Annotated in this window: 16 protein-coding genes and 2 riboswitches; of the genes, 6 read left to right on the top strand and 10 right to left on the bottom strand. The window is 69.2% G+C overall.

Annotation, left to right across the window (positions count from 1 at the left end; translation table 11 throughout):
- The gene (locus ABIC63_RS24900; RefSeq protein WP_294373749.1) at positions 1-312 is read right to left on the bottom strand and encodes an ArsR/SmtB family transcription factor; all 312 of its coding nucleotides are present in this window, start codon (positions 310-312) and stop codon (positions 1-3) included.
- Between the two features lie 118 nt (positions 313-430).
- On the opposite strand from ABIC63_RS24900, the gene ABIC63_RS24895 reads away from it, so the two are divergent.
- The 3 genes from ABIC63_RS24895 to ABIC63_RS24885 all read left to right on the top strand — a co-directional run bounded on the left by ABIC63_RS24895 (position 431) and on the right by ABIC63_RS24885 (position 1,971).
- Positions 431-778 (top strand): carboxymuconolactone decarboxylase family protein, encoded by a 348-nt coding sequence (locus tag ABIC63_RS24895; protein WP_354321764.1) that lies wholly within the window; start codon positions 431-433, stop codon positions 776-778.
- A gap of 41 nt (positions 779-819) precedes the next feature.
- The gene (locus ABIC63_RS24890) at positions 820-1,017 is read left to right on the top strand and encodes a YgaP family membrane protein (RefSeq protein WP_017760462.1); all 198 of its coding nucleotides are present in this window, start codon (positions 820-822) and stop codon (positions 1,015-1,017) included.
- A gap of 99 nt (positions 1,018-1,116) precedes the next feature.
- Positions 1,117-1,971 carry an alpha/beta hydrolase gene (locus tag ABIC63_RS24885; RefSeq protein WP_294373736.1) on the top strand — a complete coding sequence of 285 codons (855 nt, stop codon included), beginning with the start codon at positions 1,117-1,119 and terminating at the stop codon, positions 1,969-1,971.
- Between the two features lie 965 nt (positions 1,972-2,936).
- Here ABIC63_RS24885 and gcvP read toward each other — a convergent pair.
- The 6 genes from gcvP to ABIC63_RS24855 all read right to left on the bottom strand — a co-directional run bounded on the left by gcvP (position 2,937) and on the right by ABIC63_RS24855 (position 10,846).
- Positions 2,937-5,834: an aminomethyl-transferring glycine dehydrogenase gene (gene gcvP / locus ABIC63_RS24880; protein WP_354321763.1), complete on the bottom strand. Its 2,898-nt coding sequence runs from the start codon at positions 5,832-5,834 to the stop codon at positions 2,937-2,939.
- Between the two features lie 185 nt (positions 5,835-6,019).
- Positions 6,020-6,400 carry a glycine cleavage system protein GcvH gene (gene gcvH / locus ABIC63_RS24875; RefSeq protein WP_354321762.1) on the bottom strand — a complete coding sequence of 127 codons (381 nt, stop codon included), beginning with the start codon at positions 6,398-6,400 and terminating at the stop codon, positions 6,020-6,022.
- 176 nt (positions 6,401-6,576) lie between these two features.
- On the bottom strand, positions 6,577-7,722 hold the full coding sequence (gene gcvT / locus ABIC63_RS24870) for a glycine cleavage system aminomethyltransferase GcvT (RefSeq protein WP_354321761.1): 1,146 nt from the start codon (positions 7,720-7,722) through the stop codon (positions 6,577-6,579).
- A 42-nt stretch (positions 7,723-7,764) separates the two neighbouring features.
- A riboswitch (glycine riboswitch) is annotated at positions 7,765-7,872 on the bottom strand.
- A gap of 12 nt (positions 7,873-7,884) precedes the next feature.
- A riboswitch (glycine riboswitch) is annotated at positions 7,885-7,981 on the bottom strand.
- Positions 7,982-8,027: 46 nt separating this feature from the next.
- The gene (locus tag ABIC63_RS24865; protein WP_354321760.1) at positions 8,028-9,305 is read right to left on the bottom strand and encodes a TRAP transporter large permease; all 1,278 of its coding nucleotides are present in this window, start codon (positions 9,303-9,305) and stop codon (positions 8,028-8,030) included.
- On the bottom strand, positions 9,302-9,796 hold the full coding sequence (locus tag ABIC63_RS24860; protein WP_354321759.1) for a TRAP transporter small permease: 495 nt from the start codon (positions 9,794-9,796) through the stop codon (positions 9,302-9,304). The genes ABIC63_RS24865 and ABIC63_RS24860 overlap by 4 nt, the downstream gene beginning before the upstream one ends.
- Positions 9,797-9,871: 75 nt before the next feature.
- A complete protein-coding gene (locus ABIC63_RS24855) occupies positions 9,872-10,846 on the bottom strand; it encodes a TRAP transporter substrate-binding protein (RefSeq protein WP_354321758.1) in 975 nt (324 codons plus the stop codon).
- A 281-nt stretch (positions 10,847-11,127) separates the two neighbouring features.
- On the opposite strand from ABIC63_RS24855, the gene ABIC63_RS24850 reads away from it, so the two are divergent.
- Positions 11,128-12,429 (top strand): MFS transporter, encoded by a 1,302-nt coding sequence (locus ABIC63_RS24850; RefSeq protein WP_354321757.1) that lies wholly within the window; start codon positions 11,128-11,130, stop codon positions 12,427-12,429.
- An 86-nt stretch (positions 12,430-12,515) separates the two neighbouring features.
- On the opposite strand, the gene ABIC63_RS24845 is transcribed toward ABIC63_RS24850, so the two are convergent.
- Entirely contained in the window at positions 12,516-14,219 is a 1,704-nt protein-coding gene (locus tag ABIC63_RS24845; protein WP_354321756.1) for an electron transfer flavoprotein-ubiquinone oxidoreductase, read from the bottom strand.
- A 162-nt stretch (positions 14,220-14,381) separates the two neighbouring features.
- On the opposite strand from ABIC63_RS24845, the gene ABIC63_RS24840 reads away from it, so the two are divergent.
- Entirely contained in the window at positions 14,382-14,804 is a 423-nt protein-coding gene (locus ABIC63_RS24840; RefSeq protein ID WP_294378211.1) for an acyl-CoA thioesterase, read from the top strand.
- Between the two features lie 2 nt (positions 14,805-14,806).
- On the opposite strand, the gene ABIC63_RS24835 is transcribed toward ABIC63_RS24840, so the two are convergent.
- A complete protein-coding gene (locus ABIC63_RS24835; protein ID WP_294378343.1) occupies positions 14,807-16,093 on the bottom strand; it encodes an ATP-binding protein in 1,287 nt (428 codons plus the stop codon).
- Between the two features lie 140 nt (positions 16,094-16,233).
- A complete protein-coding gene (locus ABIC63_RS24830; RefSeq protein ID WP_354321755.1) occupies positions 16,234-16,929 on the bottom strand; it encodes a winged helix-turn-helix domain-containing protein in 696 nt (231 codons plus the stop codon).
- 103 nt (positions 16,930-17,032) lie between these two features.
- On the opposite strand from ABIC63_RS24830, the gene ABIC63_RS24825 reads away from it, so the two are divergent.
- On the top strand, positions 17,033-17,731 hold the full coding sequence (locus ABIC63_RS24825; RefSeq protein WP_354321754.1) for a phosphatase PAP2 family protein: 699 nt from the start codon (positions 17,033-17,035) through the stop codon (positions 17,729-17,731).
- Positions 17,732-17,751: the final 20 nt, after the last annotated feature.

Raw genomic sequence — 17,751 nt, 5'->3', positions numbered from 1 at the left:
TCAGGGGCAGAACAGCTCGGCCAGCAGGTCGATCATGCGGCCGGCCCTGGGATCGTCGATGCGGTAGTACACCGTCTGGCCCTCGCGCCGGCTGGCGACCAGGCCGTCCTCGCGCAGGCGGGCCAGGTGCTGCGACAGCGCCGACTGGCCGAGGCCCACCTCCGCCTGCAGCGCGCCCACCGACAGCTCGCCGTGCTTGCCCAGCAGGCACAGCACCAGCAGACGGGATTCGTTGCCCAGCGCACGCAGGAAGGCGGCGGCCTGCTGGGCGCCTTCCTGGAGCAGGGCGTGCTCGGGGTTGATGTGGGTCATGGATGGTGCAAACGCGCTGGCCGGCGTTGGTTGAATATTAGGTCTTCCTAATATGATGGCCTTGTGCTTGGTCGAGTGTCGCGGCTTCGTGGCCGGCCCTGCCGAGCAGGAATCCGCCATGACCGACTACCGACAGATCACCCACGACATCTCCGCGCAACTCGTGCCCTTGCGGCAGACCGTGCCCGGCGTGATGAAGGGCTTCGCCGACATGGGCAAGGCCGCCATGGCCGAGGGCGCGCTCAGTGCCAAGACCAAGGAGCTGATCGCGCTGGCCGCGGGCGTCGCGGCCCACTGCGAGGGCTGCATCGGCTTCCACACCAAGGCGCTGGCCCGGCTGGGCGCGACCGAGGCCGAGGTGCACGAGGCGCTGGGCGTGGCCATCTACATGGGCGGCGGGCCGTCCGCGGTGTACGCCGCCAGTGCCGTGGAAGCCTTCCGCCAGTTCTCTGCGGCGTCCGCCTGAGTGGCGGCGCCCTTGTCCATCTCACTCATCGAGGAGCACTCATGACCCCCAATGTCGGAACCCTGGACCGCGTGCTGCGGATCGTGGCAGGCCTCGTGCTCATCGGCCTGGCACTGGCCGGTGTGATCGGTGCCTGGGGCTGGATCGGCCTGGTGCCGCTGGCCACGGGGCTGCTGCGCTTCTGCCCGGCCTACACGCTGCTCGGCCTGCGCACCTGTCCGGCCAATTCGTCGCGCTGAGGGCGGCCGGCGCGCGCTCGGCGCGCTGACGCCGGCGCGTCCGGCCCGGCCGGGGTCGCTTCCTAGAATGGTTCGTTGCCCTCATCCAGGAGACGTTCCATGACAGAAGACAGCATCGAGTTCAACTCGCGCGACGGCATCCGCATCCAGGCCTGGCGCTGGTCGCCCGAGGGCGCGCCGCGCGGCATCGTCCAGGTCCAGCATGGGCTGGGCGAGCACGGCGGGCGCTACCGCCGCTTCGGCGAGGCGCTGGCCACCGCGGGCTACCTGGTCTATGCGCCCGATGGCCGCGGATCGGGCCGCACGGCGCAGGGCCGATATGGCCATTGGGGCCGCGACGGCTGGCCGGGCTGGGTGGACGACCTGCTGCAACTCAACCACCGCATCCGCCAGGACCATCCCGGCCTGCCGCTGGCGCTCATCGGCCACAGCATGGGCTCCTTCGCCACGCAGCAGTTCCTGCTCGACCATTCGCGGGACGTGGAGGCGGCGGTCCTGCTGGGCTCGACCGAAGTCTCCGGCATCGTGGCCATGATGACCGCGCCGGGGCCCGTGGACCTGAGTTCGCTGAACCAGGGCTTCGAGCACCGCACCGGCTTCGAATGGCTGAGCCGCGATGCGGCCGAGGTGGACCGCTACTGCGCCGACCCGGCCTGTGGCTTCGTTCCGGAGCCCTTCACCGGCATCGAGACGCTGGCCCGCGCCGCGGACCCGGCGGTGCTGGCCGGTATCCGGTCCGATCTGCCGATCCTGATCCTCTCGGGCGATGCCGATCCCATCGCGGGCGGCGGGGCGGCCCTTGAAGTGGTGGCGCAGCGCTACCGCGATGCGGGTGTCAAGGATGTGGAACTGACGCTGTATCCGCAGGCCCGGCACGAGTTGCTGAACGAGACGAACCGCGATGAGGTGACGGCGCGGATCGTGGGCTTCCTGGATCGGACGATCGGGGGGTAGGGTGGGTTGAAGGCCCTGGAGCCCAGGTTTCTTCAGGTCTTGGGCCTTTTTGGCGTTTGGGGCCTTGCTTGTCGCTGGGGTGCGCGCCGTCGCCGGGCCCAGGGCGCGCGGGCTCATACGGGGTCGGTCGGCCCTGTGGGCCGACTCCGCTGCGGTGCTCGGATGAACGGGCCGCGGCAGAACTCGCTACGCGCTTCGCGCTGCGCTCAAACAACTGCCGCGAGTCAGTTCACGAAGCAGGCCTGTCCTCCGGCAGGCCTGCAGCCCGTCCACCCTGCGCTCCTCGCCGACCCCGAAATCGCCCGCGCGCCCTGGGCCCGGCGCCGACGCGTGGAGGCGGACGTTGGGCGTCCAAGGGGCCGGAGTTGTGCGGAATGCAACCACGGTGGCGCACTGCCCCCATCCCTGCCTTCCCCCAGCGGGGGAAGGAGTCCAGCCAGGAACGCAAGTGAGCCTGCTTCGGTGCAGGGTGAAGGCACAGGCACAGGCACAGGCACAGGCACAGGCACAGGCACAGGGTGCAGGTCCAGGTCGAAGTGCGGGGTGCGGGGTGCAGGTGCGGGACGTAGTGCCGGCCGATCACCCCCAGTGCAGGCCCTGGTGCCGGTGAGGGCGTGGCGGCGCGCCTGTGGGGTGCCGAGGAGCGCAGGGCGGACGGGCTGCGGGCCTGCCGGAGGACAGGCCCGCTTCGTGAACTGACTCGCGGCAGTTGTCTGAGCGCAGCGCGAAGCGCGTAGCGAGTTCTGCCGCGGCCCGTCTGTCCGAGCACCGGAGGGGAGTCGGCGCGCAGCGCTGACCGCCCCACTTGAAGCGCCGCCACGCCCTCACCGGCGCCAGGGCCGGACCATCGCGCACACACTTCGAAGCCCAAAGCCCAAAGCCCAAAGCCAACAAACACCGCGCACAACAGCGCCGAGATCGCCCGTCACGGGTGCCGACAGTGGCCGCTCCGTATCAACCCAGTCCTAGGCCGATTCGTCCTGCAGCTCGCTCACCGGCACGCAGCTGCAGAACAGGTTGCGGTCGCCGTAAACGTTGTCCACGCGCCCGACCGGCGGCCAGTACTTGGCCTGCTTGAGCGTGGCCAGCGGGAAGGCCGCCACCTCGCGGGAGTAGGGATGCGCCCAGTCGGTCGCCACCAGCGTGGCTGCCGTGTGCGGCGCGTTCTTCAGCGGGTTGTCCTCGCGCGGCCATACGCCTTCCTCGATGCGACGGATCTCACCGCGGATGGCGATCATGGCCTCGATGAAGCGGTCCAGCTCGGCCAGCGGCTCGCTCTCGGTGGGCTCCACCATCAGCGTGTTGGCCACCGGGAAGCTCAGCGTCGGCGCATGGAAGCCGTAGTCGATCAGGCGCTTGGCCACGTCCTCGGCCATCACGCCGCTGCTCTCCTTCAGGCCGCGCAGGTCCAGGATGCATTCGTGGGCCACATGGCCGTTGGCGCTGGCGTAGAGCGTGGGGTAGTGGTCGGCGAGGCGTGCGCTGATGTAGTTGGCGTTGAGGATGGCCGTTTCGGTGGCCTGCTTCAGCCCCTCGGCGCCCATCATGCGGATGTACATCCAGCTGATCGGCAGCACGGCGGCGTTGCCGAAGGGCGCGGCGGACACCGCCCCCACCGTCGCCGGCTTGCCGCCCGTCGCATGGCCGGGGAGGAAGGGCACCAGGTCCTCCACCACGCACACCGGACCCACGCCGGGGCCGCCGCCACCGTGGGGAATGCAGAAGGTCTTGTGCAGGTTCAGGTGGCTCACGTCCCCGCCGAAGTCGCCGGGCGCCGCCACGCCCACCAGCGCGTTCATGTTGGCGCCGTCCACGTACACGCGGCCGCCGTGGGCATGCACGATCTCGCACAGCTCCTTCACTCGCGTCTCGAACACGCCATGCGTGCTGGGGTAGGTGATCATGATGCAGGCCAGCTTGTCGCCGTGCTTCTCGCAGGCGCGCTTCAGGTCGTCGATGTCGACGTTGCCGTTGGCGTCGCAGGCCGTCACCACCACCTGCATGCCCGCCATCTGCGCGCTGGCCGGGTTGGTGCCGTGCGCGGAGGAGGGGATCAGGCAGATGTTGCGGTGGCTGTCGCCGCGGCTCTCGTGCCAGGCCTTGATGGCCAGCAGGCCGGCGTACTCGCCCTGGCTGCCGGCATTGGGCTGCAGGCTGATGCCGGCATAGCCCGTCGCCTGGCACAGCCAGTCGCGCAGTTGCGCGTCGAGTTCGGCATAGCCGGCCAGTTGCCCGGCGGGCGCAAAGGGATGCACATCGGCGAACTCGGGCCAGGTGATCGGGATCATCTCGCTCGTCGCGTTCAGCTTCATGGTGCAGCTGCCCAGCGGGATCATGCTGCGGTCCAGCGCGAGGTCCTTGTCGGAGAGGCTGCGGATGTAGCGCAGCATGGCCGTCTCGCTGAGGTGCGTGTTGAAGACCGGGTGCGTCAGGAAGGCACTGGTGCGCCGCAGGCTGGCGGGAATCAGCGAGGGCAGCTCGGCTTCGAAGTCCTCCACGCGCGGCAGCGCCTGGCCGTCGGCGGCGAAGGCCTGCCAGATCAGCGCCAGGTCGGCGCGGGTCGTGGTTTCGTCCAGGGCGATGCAGAGGTATTCGCCGAAGTACACGCGCAGGTTGAGGCCCAGCGACAGGGCCTTCGCCAGGATCGCCTGGGTCTGGTCCTTGGTGTGCAGCGACAACGTGTCGAAGCTGGGCACCTCGCGCAGCGGCGCGCCCAGTTGCTTCAGACCCGCGGCCAGGATGGCGGTATAGGCGGCCACGCGGCGTGCAATGCGCGTCAGCCCGGCGGGGCCGTGGTAGACGGCATACATGCTGGCCACGACGGCCGGCAGCACCTGCGCCGTGCAGATGTTGGAGGTGGCCTTCTCGCGGCGGATGTGCTGCTCGCGCGTCTGCAGGGCCAGGCGGTAGGCGGGCGCGCCGTGGCTGTCCACGCTCACGCCCACCAGCCGGCCGGGCAGCGAGCGCTTGAACTCGTCGCGGCAGGCCATGAAGGCCGCGTGCGGGCCGCCGGCGCCCATGGGCATGCCGAAGCGCTGGGTGCTGCCGACCACGATGTCGGCGCCCCATTCGCCGGGCGGCGCGATCAGCGTCAGGGCCAGCAGGTCGGTGGCGACGATCAGCGCGGCCTGCTTGCCGTGGATCAGCTCGGCGTCGGCGCGCAGGTCGTCGATGCGGCCGCTGGTGGCGGGGTACTGCGCCAGCACGGCGAAGTAGTCGCCGGCTAGCAGATCGTTCCATTGCTGCAGTGAGTTGGCCAGCACCACCTCGATGCCCAGCGGCGCAGCGCGGGTCTGGATCACCTCGATGGTCTGCGGATGCGCGTCGCCGGCAACGACGAAGCGGCTGCTCTTGCTCTTGACGCTGCGCTTGGCCAGGGTCATGGCCTCGGCGGCGGCGGTGGCCTCGTCCAGCATCGAGGCATTGGCGATGGCCATGCCGGTCAGGTCGGTGACCATGGTCTGGAAGTTGACCAGCGCCTCCATGCGGCCCTGGCTGATCTCGGCCTGGTAGGGCGTGTAGGCGGTGTACCAGGCGGGGTTCTCCAGCACGTTGCGCAGGATGACGCCCGGAGTGTGCGTGCCGTGGTAGCCCTGGCCGATGAAGCTCTTCACGCGCTGGTTCTTCGATGCGATGGCCTTCAACTCGGCCAGCGCCACGGCCTCGGTCACCGCCGGCGGCAGCTGCATCGGCTGGCTCCGGCGGATCGAGGGCGGCACGATGCTCTCGATGAGCTGCGCGCGCGAGCTTTCTCCCACGGTGGCCAGCATGCGCGCCTCGGCTTCGGCGTCGGGGCCGATATGGCGGGCGATGAATTCGGTGGGGTTCTCGAGGTCGCGCAGGGAGGGGGCGGAAGAGCTCATGGCAGCAGGCCGGCGGGGTGAAGGGAAGAAGAGAAAAAAGAGGGGCTCTCGCACAGCGGGAGCTCTGGGCCGTGGGAAATGGAAGCGCGGAGGGTGAAGGAGAGGCCGTGGCCCTCACCCCGACCCTCTCCCAGAGGGAGAGGGAGTGATGCCAGCGCGTCCACGCGAACGCGCCGGCGGGGGCCTCAGGCGCCTTCGGTGAACTTGGCGTAGCCCGGCTCGTCCATCAGCTGGTCGAACTCGGCCATGTCCTTGTCCTGCAGCAGCACCTTGAAGAACCAGCCAGCCCCCATCGGGTCGCTGTTGGCCAGAGACGGGTCGGCACGCAGTGCCTCGTTCACCTCAACCACCTCGCCGGTGACCGGCATGTAGATGTCGGCGGCCGCCTTGACGGACTCGACCACGCCGGCCACTTCGCCGTGCTTGAAGGTCTTGCCCACCTCGGGCAGGTCGACGAAGACCACGTCACCGAGCGCTTCCTGCGCATGCACGGTGATGCCGACGGTGGCGGCTTCGTGGTCGGCGATCTCGATCCACTCGTGGTCCTTGGAGTAGTGAATGGTCATGCGGGGCTCCTGAAAGAAGAAGAGGGGGATTGAATGAAAAGGTCGAGCGACGAGTATCAGCGCAGGGCGGGGCGGCTGCGTGTACGCCCCGGGCGCAGGCGCGTCGGCATTTGTCTGACGGCACGGACGCGGTGCGGCATGTCGGAACGCAGGCGGAGAGGGGCGCGCGCAGCGGCTCAGCCGCGGTAATAGCGCGCCGGCACGAAGGGCATGGGAACGACCTCCATGGGCACCGGCTTGCCGCGCACCAGGGCGTCGATGCGGGTGCCGACAGCGGCGTGGGCCGCATCGACGTACGCCATGGCGATGGGCCGGTCGACCGTTGGCGCCAGCAGGCCGCTGGTCACCTCGCCGATGGCTGCGCCGCCGGGCACATGCAGGGCCGTGTGCTCGCGCACCGGCACGCGCTCCAGCGCCACCAGGCCGACGCGGCGGCGGGCGACCGGGGCGCTGCCGTCCAGCTGGGCCAGCACCTTGTCCGCGCCCGGGAAGCCGCCTGCGCGTTCGCCGCCCGTGCGGCGCACTTTCTGGATGGCCCAGGTGAGCGCGGCCTCGACGGGCGTGGTCGTGGTGTCGATGTCGTTGCCGTAGAGGCACAGGCCGGCCTCCAGCCGCAGCGAGTTGCGGGCTCCCAGGCCGATGGGCGCCACCTCGGGCTGGGCCAGCAGCAGGCGGGCCAGCCGCTCGGCATCGGCGGCGGCGACGGAGATCTCGAAGCCGTCCTCGCCGGTGTAGCCGCTGCGGGTGGCGAAGGCCGGGATGCCGCCGATGGCCATGGCGCCGCCGGTCATGAACACATGGCGCTCGCTGCCGGGCGCCAGTCGGGCCATCACGGCCGCGGCCTGCGGGCCCTGAAGCGCCAGCAGCGCGTGGTCGGGCAGGGGTTCAACGGTGCAGCGCTGGCCGATGCGGGCCTGGATGTGGGCGATGTCGGCCGCCTTGCAGGCGCCGTTGACGATCACGAAGAAGGAATCGTCGCCCTCGTTGAAGAACATCAGGTCGTCGAGGATGCCGCCCGCCTCGTCCAGCAGCAGGCCGTAGCGCTGCTTGCCGGGTGCCAGGCCGATGACGTCCACCGGCATCAGCGTCTCCAGCGCGGCGGCCGCCTCGGGGCCCGAGACGCGCAACTGCCCCATGTGCGAGATGTCGAACAGGCCGGCGGCGGTGCGCGTGTGGCGGTGCTCGGCGATCAGGCCTGCGGGGTACTGCACCGGCATCGAATAGCCGGCAAAGGGCACCATGCGGGCGCCCAGTTCGACATGCAGGCCGCGCAGCGGGGTGTCAAGAAGGGGTGTGGCAGGAGAGGGGGCAGCAGCGGACATGGGCATCTCACGGGGTGTACAGCGCCACGACGGCTGTCGTGGTCCACCCCGGCTGTCCGCTTTACCTGAGAGATTCACCCCGCGATGGGGGCTTGCTCCTTCGGTGGACGTGCGGCCTGGGCCGCGACGCCTCTCTCCAGCAGGGAAACGCCCCGAACCCGGGGCGTGCCGCCAGTCCTTTTGCCTGAGCGTTCGGAACTCGTCGAGTCCTGCGCCTTCGGCGGCCCCGTCGCGCGGGGCTCTCTCCTGACGAAGCGCGCAGTGTAAGGGACAAGGCGCGCGTCGCGGACGCTATTTGAAGCCGCTCAGCGCCCGTACACCAAGTCACGCAGGCCCAGCGACAGCGCCGGCACGTAGGTGATGACCATCAGGCAGGCCAGCACCACCAGGATGAACGGGATCAGCCGCGTCACGATCTTGTCGAGCGAGATGCGCGCCACGGTGCAGGCGGCGAACAGGTTGACGCCGAAGGGCGGGGTGATCATGCCCAGCGCCAGGTTCACCACCATGATCAGCCCGAAGTGGACCGGATCGATGCCGAAGTGCTGGGCCACCGGCGCCAGGATGGGCGCCAGCACGATGATCGCGGCGCTGGTCTCGATGAACATGCCGATCACGAACAGCGCCGCGTTGACGCCCAGCAGGAACATGGTGGGCGACTGCAGCACCGCCTCCAGCCAGTGGCCGATGGCCTCGGGCACGCCGGCGCGGGTGATCAGGAAGGCAAACAGCCCTGCGTTCGCGATGATGAACATGATCACCGCCGACGACAGCACCGACTTGCGCAGGATGGCGTAGAGGTCCGGCAAGCGGATCTCGCGGTAGATCACCATGCCGACGACCAGCGCGTAGAACACGGCCACGGCCGAGGCTTCGGTGGGCGTGAACACGCCGCCATAGATGCCGCCCAGGATGATCACCGGCATCAGCAGTGCCCAGCCGGCCTGCCACAGCGCGCGGCCGAAAGGCATGCGCCCCTCGCCGTCGTTCTTGCCCCAGCCCTTCCACTTGCAGTAGACCCACACGAAGAGCATCAGCGCACCGCTGATCAGCAGGCCCGGACCGAAGCCGGCGATGAACAGCTCGCCGATGGACACCTCGGCGCTCACGCCGTACAGGATCATGGGGATCGACGGCGGAATGATCACGCCCAGTTCGGCGCTCGTCGCCTGCAGCGCCGCCGCGTAGTTGGTCGGATAGCCATGCTTGATGAGCGCCGGGATCAGGATGGCGCCGATGGCGAAGGTGGTGGCCACCGACGAGCCGGACACTGCCGCGAAGATCATGCAGGTCAGCACGCAGGTCATGGGCAGGCCGCCCTGGACGCCGCCTACGATGCTCTTGGCGAACTCCACCAGCCGCCGCGAGATGCCACCGGTCTCCATCAGGTTGCCCGCCAGGATGAAGAACGGAATGGCGGCCAGCGGAAACTTGTTGATCGAGTTGAAGATCTCCTTGGCGGAGATCAGCATGTTGGCGCCGTTGACCTGGATGCCGACGATGGACGCCAGTCCGATGGACACCGCCACCGACACCGACAGCGCGAAGCACAGCACCATCGTGCCGACCATGAGGGGCGTCATTGCGCGGTCTCCAGTTCGAGGCGCTTGGGGTCGAGGTAGTTGCCCACGATGCCGAAGATCGAGAACGCGGCGCCGACGGGCAGCGCCAGGTAGGCCCACACCATCGACAGGCTTTCGAGCCCCGCCATCGACTGCACCCGGCCGCGCATCGCATAGTCGAAGCCCCACCACAGGATGACGCTGATCAGGGCCAGGGCCGCCAGGCTCACGGCCGCGTCGAGCAGGCGGCGCACGCGCGGCGGGCTCCAGCGATAGAGCACGTCCACGCTCACCATCGCCCCCTGGCGGAAGGCCATGGGAATGCCGAGGAACACCACCCAGATCAGGCTGATGCGGATCAGGATCTCGCTCCATTCGGCCGGTTGCTCCAGCACGAAGCGGGTGACGATCTGGAACATGCCGAGCGACGCTGCCACGACCAGCATCAGGCAGGCCAGCGCCATGGACAGCGCAGTGGTCCGGCGTTCGAAGGCCAGGAACTTGTCTTTCATCTCACAGGCGTTTCTTGGGAACGAAAAAGCCCGCCGGCAAGGCGGGCCGAGGGTGCAGGGCCGTTGCCGGCCACTTCAGGGCTGAAAGTTGCGGATGCGGTCCAGGTTGGCCTTGCCGAAGTCCTTCTCGAACTGGGCCTGGGCCGGTGCCAGCGCCGCCACGAACCTCGCCTTGTCGAGGTTGTCGATCACCGTCATGCCCTTGGCACGCAGGTCGGCCACGCCCCGGGCGTCGTCCTCGTCCACGCGGGCGCGGTTGGCCTTGGCGGCCTCCTTGGCGGCGTCCAGGAAGGCCTGCTGGTCGGCCGGCGTGAGCTTGTCGAACACGCCCTTGTTCATCACGAAGATGCAGGGCGAGTACACATGGCCCGTGAGCGACAGGTGCTTCTGCACCTGGTCGAACTTGGCCGAGATGATCACGGGCAGCGGATTCTCCTGACCGTCCACGGTGCCCTGCTGCAGGGCGGTGAAGACCTCGGGAAAGGCCATCGGCGTGGTGATGATGCCGAAGGTCTTGTACGCGGCGATGTGGACCGGGTTCTCCATGGTGCGCATCTTCAGGCCCTTGAGGTCCTCCGGCGCCTTCACGTCGCGCTTGCTGTTGGTCATGTGCCGGAAGCCGTTCTCGGCCCAGGCCAGCGCCTTGAAGCCTTTGGCATCGAACTTCTTGAGCAGGTCCTGTCCGATGGGGCCGTCGAGCACGGCGCGGGCATGGGCCTTGTCGCGGAACAGGAAGGGCACGTCCAGGATCTTGGTCTCGGGCACGAAGTTGGGCACCGGGCCGGTGGAGGAGAAGGCCAGCTCCTGCGTGCCCAGTTGCACGGCCTCGATGGATTCGCGTTCGCCGCCCAGGGCGCCGTTGTAGAAGGTCTGGACCTTGTAGCGCCCGTTGGTGCGCTTCTCGACTTCCTTGGCGAAGGTGTCGATGGCCACGCCCTGGTGTGAGTTCTGCGCCACCGAGATGCTGATCTTCATGGTGGTCTGCGCCAGCGCGGCGCAGGCCATGCCGAGGCCCAGTGCAAGGCCGGCGGCCAGGCGGGTGAGTTTCATGGGGGAGTCTCCTGATTCGCTGCAGCAAGGCGGCTGGATTGCCCAGCGCCTGAAGGGATCCTGACTATGCCCCGCAGCCCCCGCCCAGCGAGTCGGGACTTTCACGGACGGAGCGTCCGCGGACACCGCGTCGCCCGGTCGTGCAGGCGACAGGCCGCTCCCGGGGGCTGACCGAGGGCTGACGCCATCCGCACGCCGGGCGCGCCGCGCGCCCATACTGTCCGACGCGCCCGCAGCAGCAAGCGCGCGGCCGCGCATCCGAAGGCAAGAGGAGACAACGCATGGAAGACATCGCACGGCGCACCGTGTCCAAGCTGAGCTGGCGGCTGCTGCCGCTGCTCATGGTCAGCTACTTCATCGCCTACCTGGACCGGGTCAACCTGGGCTTCGCGGGCGCCTCGATGTCCAAGGATCTGGGCTTCACCAGCACCGTGTTCGGCAATGCCGCCGGCATCTTCTTCGTTGCCTACTTCCTGCTCGAGGTGCCGAGCAACCTGGCACTGGAGCGCTTCGGCGCGCGCCGCTGGATCGCCCGCATCATGCTCAGCTGGGGCGTGCTGTCGGCCATCCAGGCCGGCGTGGGCGGCGCCACCAGCTTCAACCTCGTGCGCTTCCTGCTGGGCGCGGCCGAGGCGGGCTTCTTCCCCGGCGTCATCTTCTACCTGACGCTCTGGTTCCCGGCGGCGTACCGGGCGCGCATCGTGGGCTGGTTCATGTTCGCGGTGCCCATCTCCACCGTCATCGGCTCGCCCATCTCGGGCTACATCCTGAACATGGAAGGCGCGATGGGCCTGCACGGCTGGCAGTGGCTGTTCATCCTGGAGGCGCTGCCGGCGCTGGTGCTGGCCGGCGTGGTGCTGGCCTACCTGCCCGACGGCCCGGCGGACGCCAAGTGGCTCACGAGCGAGGAGCGCCAGTGGCTCACGACCACGCTGGCCGCCGAGCGCCGCAACCGCGAGGCGCTGCATGCCATCTCCTGGACGCAGTCGCTGCGCAACTGGCGCGTCATCGCCATGGGCTTCATCTACATGGGCATCACGGTGCCGCTGTACGGCCTGGGCTTCTTCCTGCCGCAGATCATCAAGGGCTTCGGCGGCCTGGGCAATGTGGAGGTGGGCTTCGTCAACGCCTTCCCCTACCTGGTGGGCGCCATCGCCATGCTGTTCTGGTCGCGCGCCTCGGACGCGCGGCGCGAGCGCAAGGCCTTCCTGCTGATTCCGTTGGCCTGCATCTTCGTCGGGCTGGTGGCCGCGGCCAACATCGCGGCGCCGGTGCCCAAGATGGCGGCGGTGACGCTGGCCGCTTTCGGCATCTTCAGCGCGCTGCCGGTGTTCTGGACCTTTCCCACTGCCATCCTCAGCGGCGTGGCCGCGGCGGCGGGCATCGCCTGGATCAATGCCATCGGCAACCTGGGCGGCTACATCGGCCCGACGATCTTCGGCATGCTGCGCGACCGCATGGGCAACGACGTGTTCGCGGTCATGTTCCTGGCGCTGCTGTCGGTGCTGGCCTTCGTGCTGGTGCTGCTGGTCGGCCACGACGCGCGGGCCGAGCAGGCGCAGCAGGTGCCGGCGCGCGCCTGAGCTTCGCAGGCGCAGGCAGTGGCGGTCTGCCGCGCGGGCCGTGAACCCGCCAAAAAGAAGAAGGGCGCCGATGGCGCCCTTGCTGCTTACATGCCCGTGTAGTTCGGGCCGCCGCCGCCCTCGGGCGTGACCCACACGATGTTCTGCGTCGGATCCTTGATGTCGCAGGTCTTGCAGTGCACGCAGTTCTGCGCGTTGATCTGCAGCCGCTCCTTGCCGCCGCCCGTTGCCTCGTCCGGCACGAACTCGTACACGCCCGCCGGGCAGTAGCGGCTCTCGGGGCCGGCGTACTGGGGCAGGTTGATGCGCGTGGGCACCGTCGGATCCTTCAGCGTCAGGTGCGCCGGCTGGTTCTCTTCGTGGTTGGTATTGCTGATGAACACCGAGCTCAGGCGGTCGAAGGTGAGCTTGCCGTCGGGCTTGGGGTACGCGATCTTCTTGCACTCGGCCGCCGGCTTCAGACGGGCATGGTCGGCCTCGGTGCGGTGGATGGTCCAGGGGATGTGACCGCGCAGCACGAACTGCTCGATGCCGGTCATCACCGTGCCCACCGTCAGGCCCTTCTTGAACCACTGCTTGAAGTTGCGGGCCTTGTAGAGCTCGGTGTGCAGCCAGCTCTTCTCGAAGGCCTCGGGGTAGGACGACAGTTCGTCGAACTGGCGGCCGGCCTGCACGGCGTCGAAGGCCGCGTCGGCAGCCAGCATGCCGGTCTTGATGGCGGCATGGCTGCCCTTGATGCGGCTGGCGTTGAGGTAGCCGGCCTCGCAGCCGATCAGCGCGCCGCCCGGGAACACCGTCTTGGGCAGCGACAGCAGGCCGCCGGCCGTGATGGCGCGCGCGCCGTACGAGATGCGCTTGGCGGGCTTCAGGCCCTGGTCCTGGCCTTCGAGGTACCAGCGGATGTTGGGATGCGTCTTGAAGCGCTGGAACTCCTCGAAGGGGCTCAGGTGCGGGTTCTGGTAGTCCAGGCCCACCACGTAGCCGATGATCAGCTGGTTGTTCTCAGCGTGGTAGACGAAGGAGCCGCCATAGGTGTCGTTGGGCAGCGGCCAACCGGCCGTGTGGATCGCCAGGCCGGGCTCGTGGCGGGCGGGGTCGATCTCCCACAATTCCTTGATGCCGATGCCGTAGCTCTGCGGATCGCGACCGTCGTCGAGCTTGAAGCGGTTGATCAGCTGCCGGCCCAGGTGGCCGCGCGCGCCTTCGGCAAACAGCGTGTACTTGGCATGCAGCTCCATGCCGAGCTGGAAGTTCTCGGTCGGCTCGCCGTCCTTGCCGATGCCCAGATTGCCGGTGGCCACGCCCTTGACCGAGCCGTCCTCGTTGTAGAGCACCTCGGCGGCAGGGAAGCCCGGGAAGATCTCCACGCCCAGCTCCTCGGCCTGCGTCGCGAGCCAGCGCACCACGTTGCCCAGGCTGACGATGTAGTTGCCCTCGTTGTGGAAGTTGGGCGGCAGCATGAAGTTGGGCACGCGCGTCGCACCCGTCTCGCTCATCAGCAGGAAGGTGTCGGCCGTGACCGGCTGGTTCAGCGGTGCGCCCTTGGCCTGCCAGTCGGGGATCAGCTCGGTGAGTGCCCGCGGGTCCATGATGGCGCCCGACAGGATGTGCGCGCCGGGCTCCGAGCCCTTCTCCAGCACCACGACCGAGATCTCCTTTTCGTTGAGCGCCGCAAGCTGCTTCAGGCGGATGGCGGCCGAGAGGCCGGCGGGGCCGCCGCCGACGACGACGACGTCGTACTCCATGGCTTCGCGCGGGCCGAACTGGGCGAGGATCTCTTCTTGTGTCATCGGGTGGGATCGGAGAATGGGTTCGAGGGGGCGCGGCCATGGGGCTGGCACGCCTGTGAAGCACTGCGCATTCTAGAGGTCAGGCCCTGGTCACATAGGCGACGCCAGCCCGGGGAGATACCGCTCCTGATGGGCCCGCGGACGGGCCTACGATGCCATGCCATGCGCATCGAGATTCCCGAACAGAAGAAGTTGGTCTACGAGATGGCAATCCCCATCCGCTGGGGCGACATGGACGCCATGGGCCATCTCAATAACGGCAGCTATTTCCGCTACATGGAGACGGCACGCATCGACTGGATGCGCGCCATCGGCTTCCAGCCCGACCCGAAGGGCGAGGGCATGGTGATCGTCAATGCCTTCTGCAACTTCTACCGCCAGATCGAGTATCCCGGCGACGTGCTGCTGCGCATGTACGTGAGCGATCCGGCGCGCACCACCTTCGAGAGCTGGGCCACCATGGCCCGCGCCGAGGCGCCCGAGGTGATCTGCGCCGCGGGTGGCGCCACGACCATCTGGGTGGACTTTCCGGCGCAGAAGGCCAAGCCCCTGCCGGACTGGCTGCGCGCCCTGGTCGGCGGCTGAGTTCAGCCGGGCATCGACAGCCGCGCCTCGAAGCCGCTGGCGCGGCCGGGGGGCGGCGACAGGAGCTGCAGCTCGGCCCCCTGGTGCTCGGCGATCGTGGTGACGATGGACAGGCCCAGGCCGTAGCCGGTGCGGTCGTCGGTCTGCCGGACGTGGCGCTCGCGCAGGGCCTGCAGCTTGTCGGGTGCCACGCCCGGGCCGCTGTCGCGCACCAGCACCGTGCGGGGTGCGACCACCTCCAGTTCGACCGCGCCCTCGGGGGCGTAGCGCAGCGCGTTCTCGATCAGGTTGCGCAGGGCGATGGCCAGGGCATCCACGTCACCCTGGACGGGGGACATCGTCTCCTCGGGCACATGCAGGGTGAGCCGTTCGGCGGCGCGGGCGTCCTGCCAGAACTCCTCGGCCACCGCGCCGGCGAGCTTGACCAGGTCGACCGGCCGCCGCGCCAGCGCAGCCCCCGATTCGGCGCGCGAGAGCTGCAGCAGCTTCTCGGCCCGGTGGCTCAGCTGCCGCAGCGAATCGAGCGCAGCCTGTACGTCCTGGCGCGAGAGGCCGTGGTCCAGCGCGGTCTGCAGGCGCAGGCGGGCCGCCGCCAACGGCGTGCGCAGCTCGTGCGCCGCATTGGCGGCCAGCGCGCGCTCCACGTTCAGCGCCTGGGCCAGCCGCTCCAGCAGGTGGTTGACGTCGTCGCACACCGAACGCAGCTCGTGCGGCAGGCCCGCCAGCTCGATGGGCCGCAGGTCGGTGCTGCTGCGGCTGGCGATCTCGTCCGCCAGCGTCTGCAACGGCCGCAGTTCGCGTCGGGCGATGCGCCAGAGCACCAGCCCCAGCAGTGGCAGGGCGGTGATCAGCGGGACCATCAGGCCAAACAGCGTGCGGTCCACCGCCTCGCGCCGTTCGGAGATCGGGTCGGCCACCTGCAGGAAGAGGTCGCGCGTGGGATGCCGGACGGTGTAGATGCGCCAGTCCGGCGTGTCGGCAAAGCCCGGCGCGAGCGGCACGTCGAAGTAGTCGGGCCGTGCGTTGGACGAATGCAGCAGCAGTCGCGTGCCGCCGTCGACCATCTGGTAGACCACTTCGTCCTGGATGAACAGCGGCGCGGGCGCCACCAGCGGCTGCTCGGGCTTCTTGCCGCCGGAGAGGCTGTCGTACTGCTCCACGGCGATGTCGAACATGCGGTGCGACACCTCGACCAGTTCGTTGTCGAAGTTGAAGCTGATCTCGCGGTCCACATACCAGACGACGGCCAGCACGCACAGAAGCCAGATGGCGCCGACGGAGAGGATCAGCGTGCGCGTGAGGCGGGCCGCGAGGGAAGCCCGCTCCGGCCTCGCGTCGGCGTCGGACTGGCCGTCGGTACGCGCGCCCTTCTGGACCGCGGCCCCGCCGGAGGCGACGGGCCGTCCGGCCTCGTCGATGGGACGGGCGCTCACGGGCCCGGCTCCGGACTGGCGTCGGGGGCATCGTCCCCAGGAGCCAGCCGGTAGCCGAGGCCACGCAAGGTCTGGATGTGCGACCGGCCCAGCTTGCGGCGCAGCCGGCTGACGAAGACCTCCAGGGTGTTGCTGTCGGTGTCGTCGTCGAAGCCGTACAGCGCATCGAGCAGGGTCTCGCGGCTGTGGATGCGGTCGGGGCGGCTGGCCATCACGCGCAGCAGTGCCCATTCCTTCTGCGTGAGCGTGACCGGCGCGCCGTGCACGCGGACCTGGTCGTTGCCCAGGTCGATCTCGAGCGAACCCAGGCGGACGGTGGCCGACTCGACGCTGCTGCGCCGGCGCTCCACGGCGCGCAGCCGGGCCAGCAGCTCGGCGGGGTCGTAGGGCTTGATCAGGTAGTCGTCCGCGCCGGCATCCAGGCCCCGGATGCGGTCGCTGACCTGGTCGCGGGCCGTCAGCACGATGACGATGGGCCGCTCGGGCAGGGTGCGCAGGCCGGGCATGAGCATCAACCCGTCGCCGTCGCCCAGGTGCAGGTCGAGCAGCACCGCGGCATAGCGCGCGCTGGCCAGCGCCGCGCGCGCGCCCGCCAAGCTGGGCACCGCATCGACGATGAAGGCCTTCGCACGCAGGTAACTGCAGACGGCGTCGGCGAGGTTGAGGTCGTCTTCGACGAGAAGGATGCGCATGGGGCGGAGTCTAGTGCGGGGCACCGTCCGGGGCCGGCGCCAGCCGCCGAGGTGGGCCGCTTCAGGCTGCATTCACGGCCCGGGCTTAGGCTGCGCGCCGCCCATGGATGCGTCTTCCCGTTCCGTTTCCCCCCTCTGGCCGACACTGGCCGTCACCGCGGCCCTCGTCGGCTGGGACCTGGGGGGCGGCGACCTGTGGCTGGCCAGCCTGCCGGGCACGCCCTTCGGTTTTCCGCTGCGCAGCAACTGGGCACTGGCCAGCCTGATGCACGAAGGGGGCAAGGCGCTCAGCTGGGTTCTGGTGCTGGGGATGCTGGCTGCCGTGTGGCTGCCAATGGGCCCCTGGCGCCGGCTGTCGCGCCCCGAGCGCTGGCAGCTGCTGCTGTCGGTGCTGGCGGCGGTTGGCGCCGTCACCCTGCTCAAGAAGTTCAGCCTGACCAGTTGCCCGTGGGACCTGCGTGTCTTCGGTGGCGTGGCCGAGCATGTCTCGCACTGGCGCTGGGGCGTGGCCGATGGCGGGCCGGGGCACTGCTTTCCGGCGGGCCATGCCTCGGCGGCCTTCGGCTTCGTCGGCGGCTGGTTCGTGTGGCGGCGGCATTCGGCGGCATTCGCCCGGGGATGGCTCATGGCGGTCGTCGTGGCCGGGCTGGTGCTGGGCGTCGGCCAGCAGCTGCGCGGCGCGCACTTTCTGAGCCACACGCTGTGGAGCGGCTGGGCATGCTGGATGGCCGGTTGGGCGGTGGACATGGCCATGACGGGCCGGCGCCGGCGCGCAACTGACGCCAAACTGAACGCAGCCTGAAGAAGAGGTTCAGGGTGACT

The sequence above is a fragment of the Pseudacidovorax sp. 1753 genome, assembly GCF_040544975.1.
Taxonomy (GTDB): domain Bacteria; phylum Pseudomonadota; class Gammaproteobacteria; order Burkholderiales; family Burkholderiaceae_C; genus Xenophilus.
This window is presented reverse-complemented; position numbering and strand designations above follow the sequence as displayed.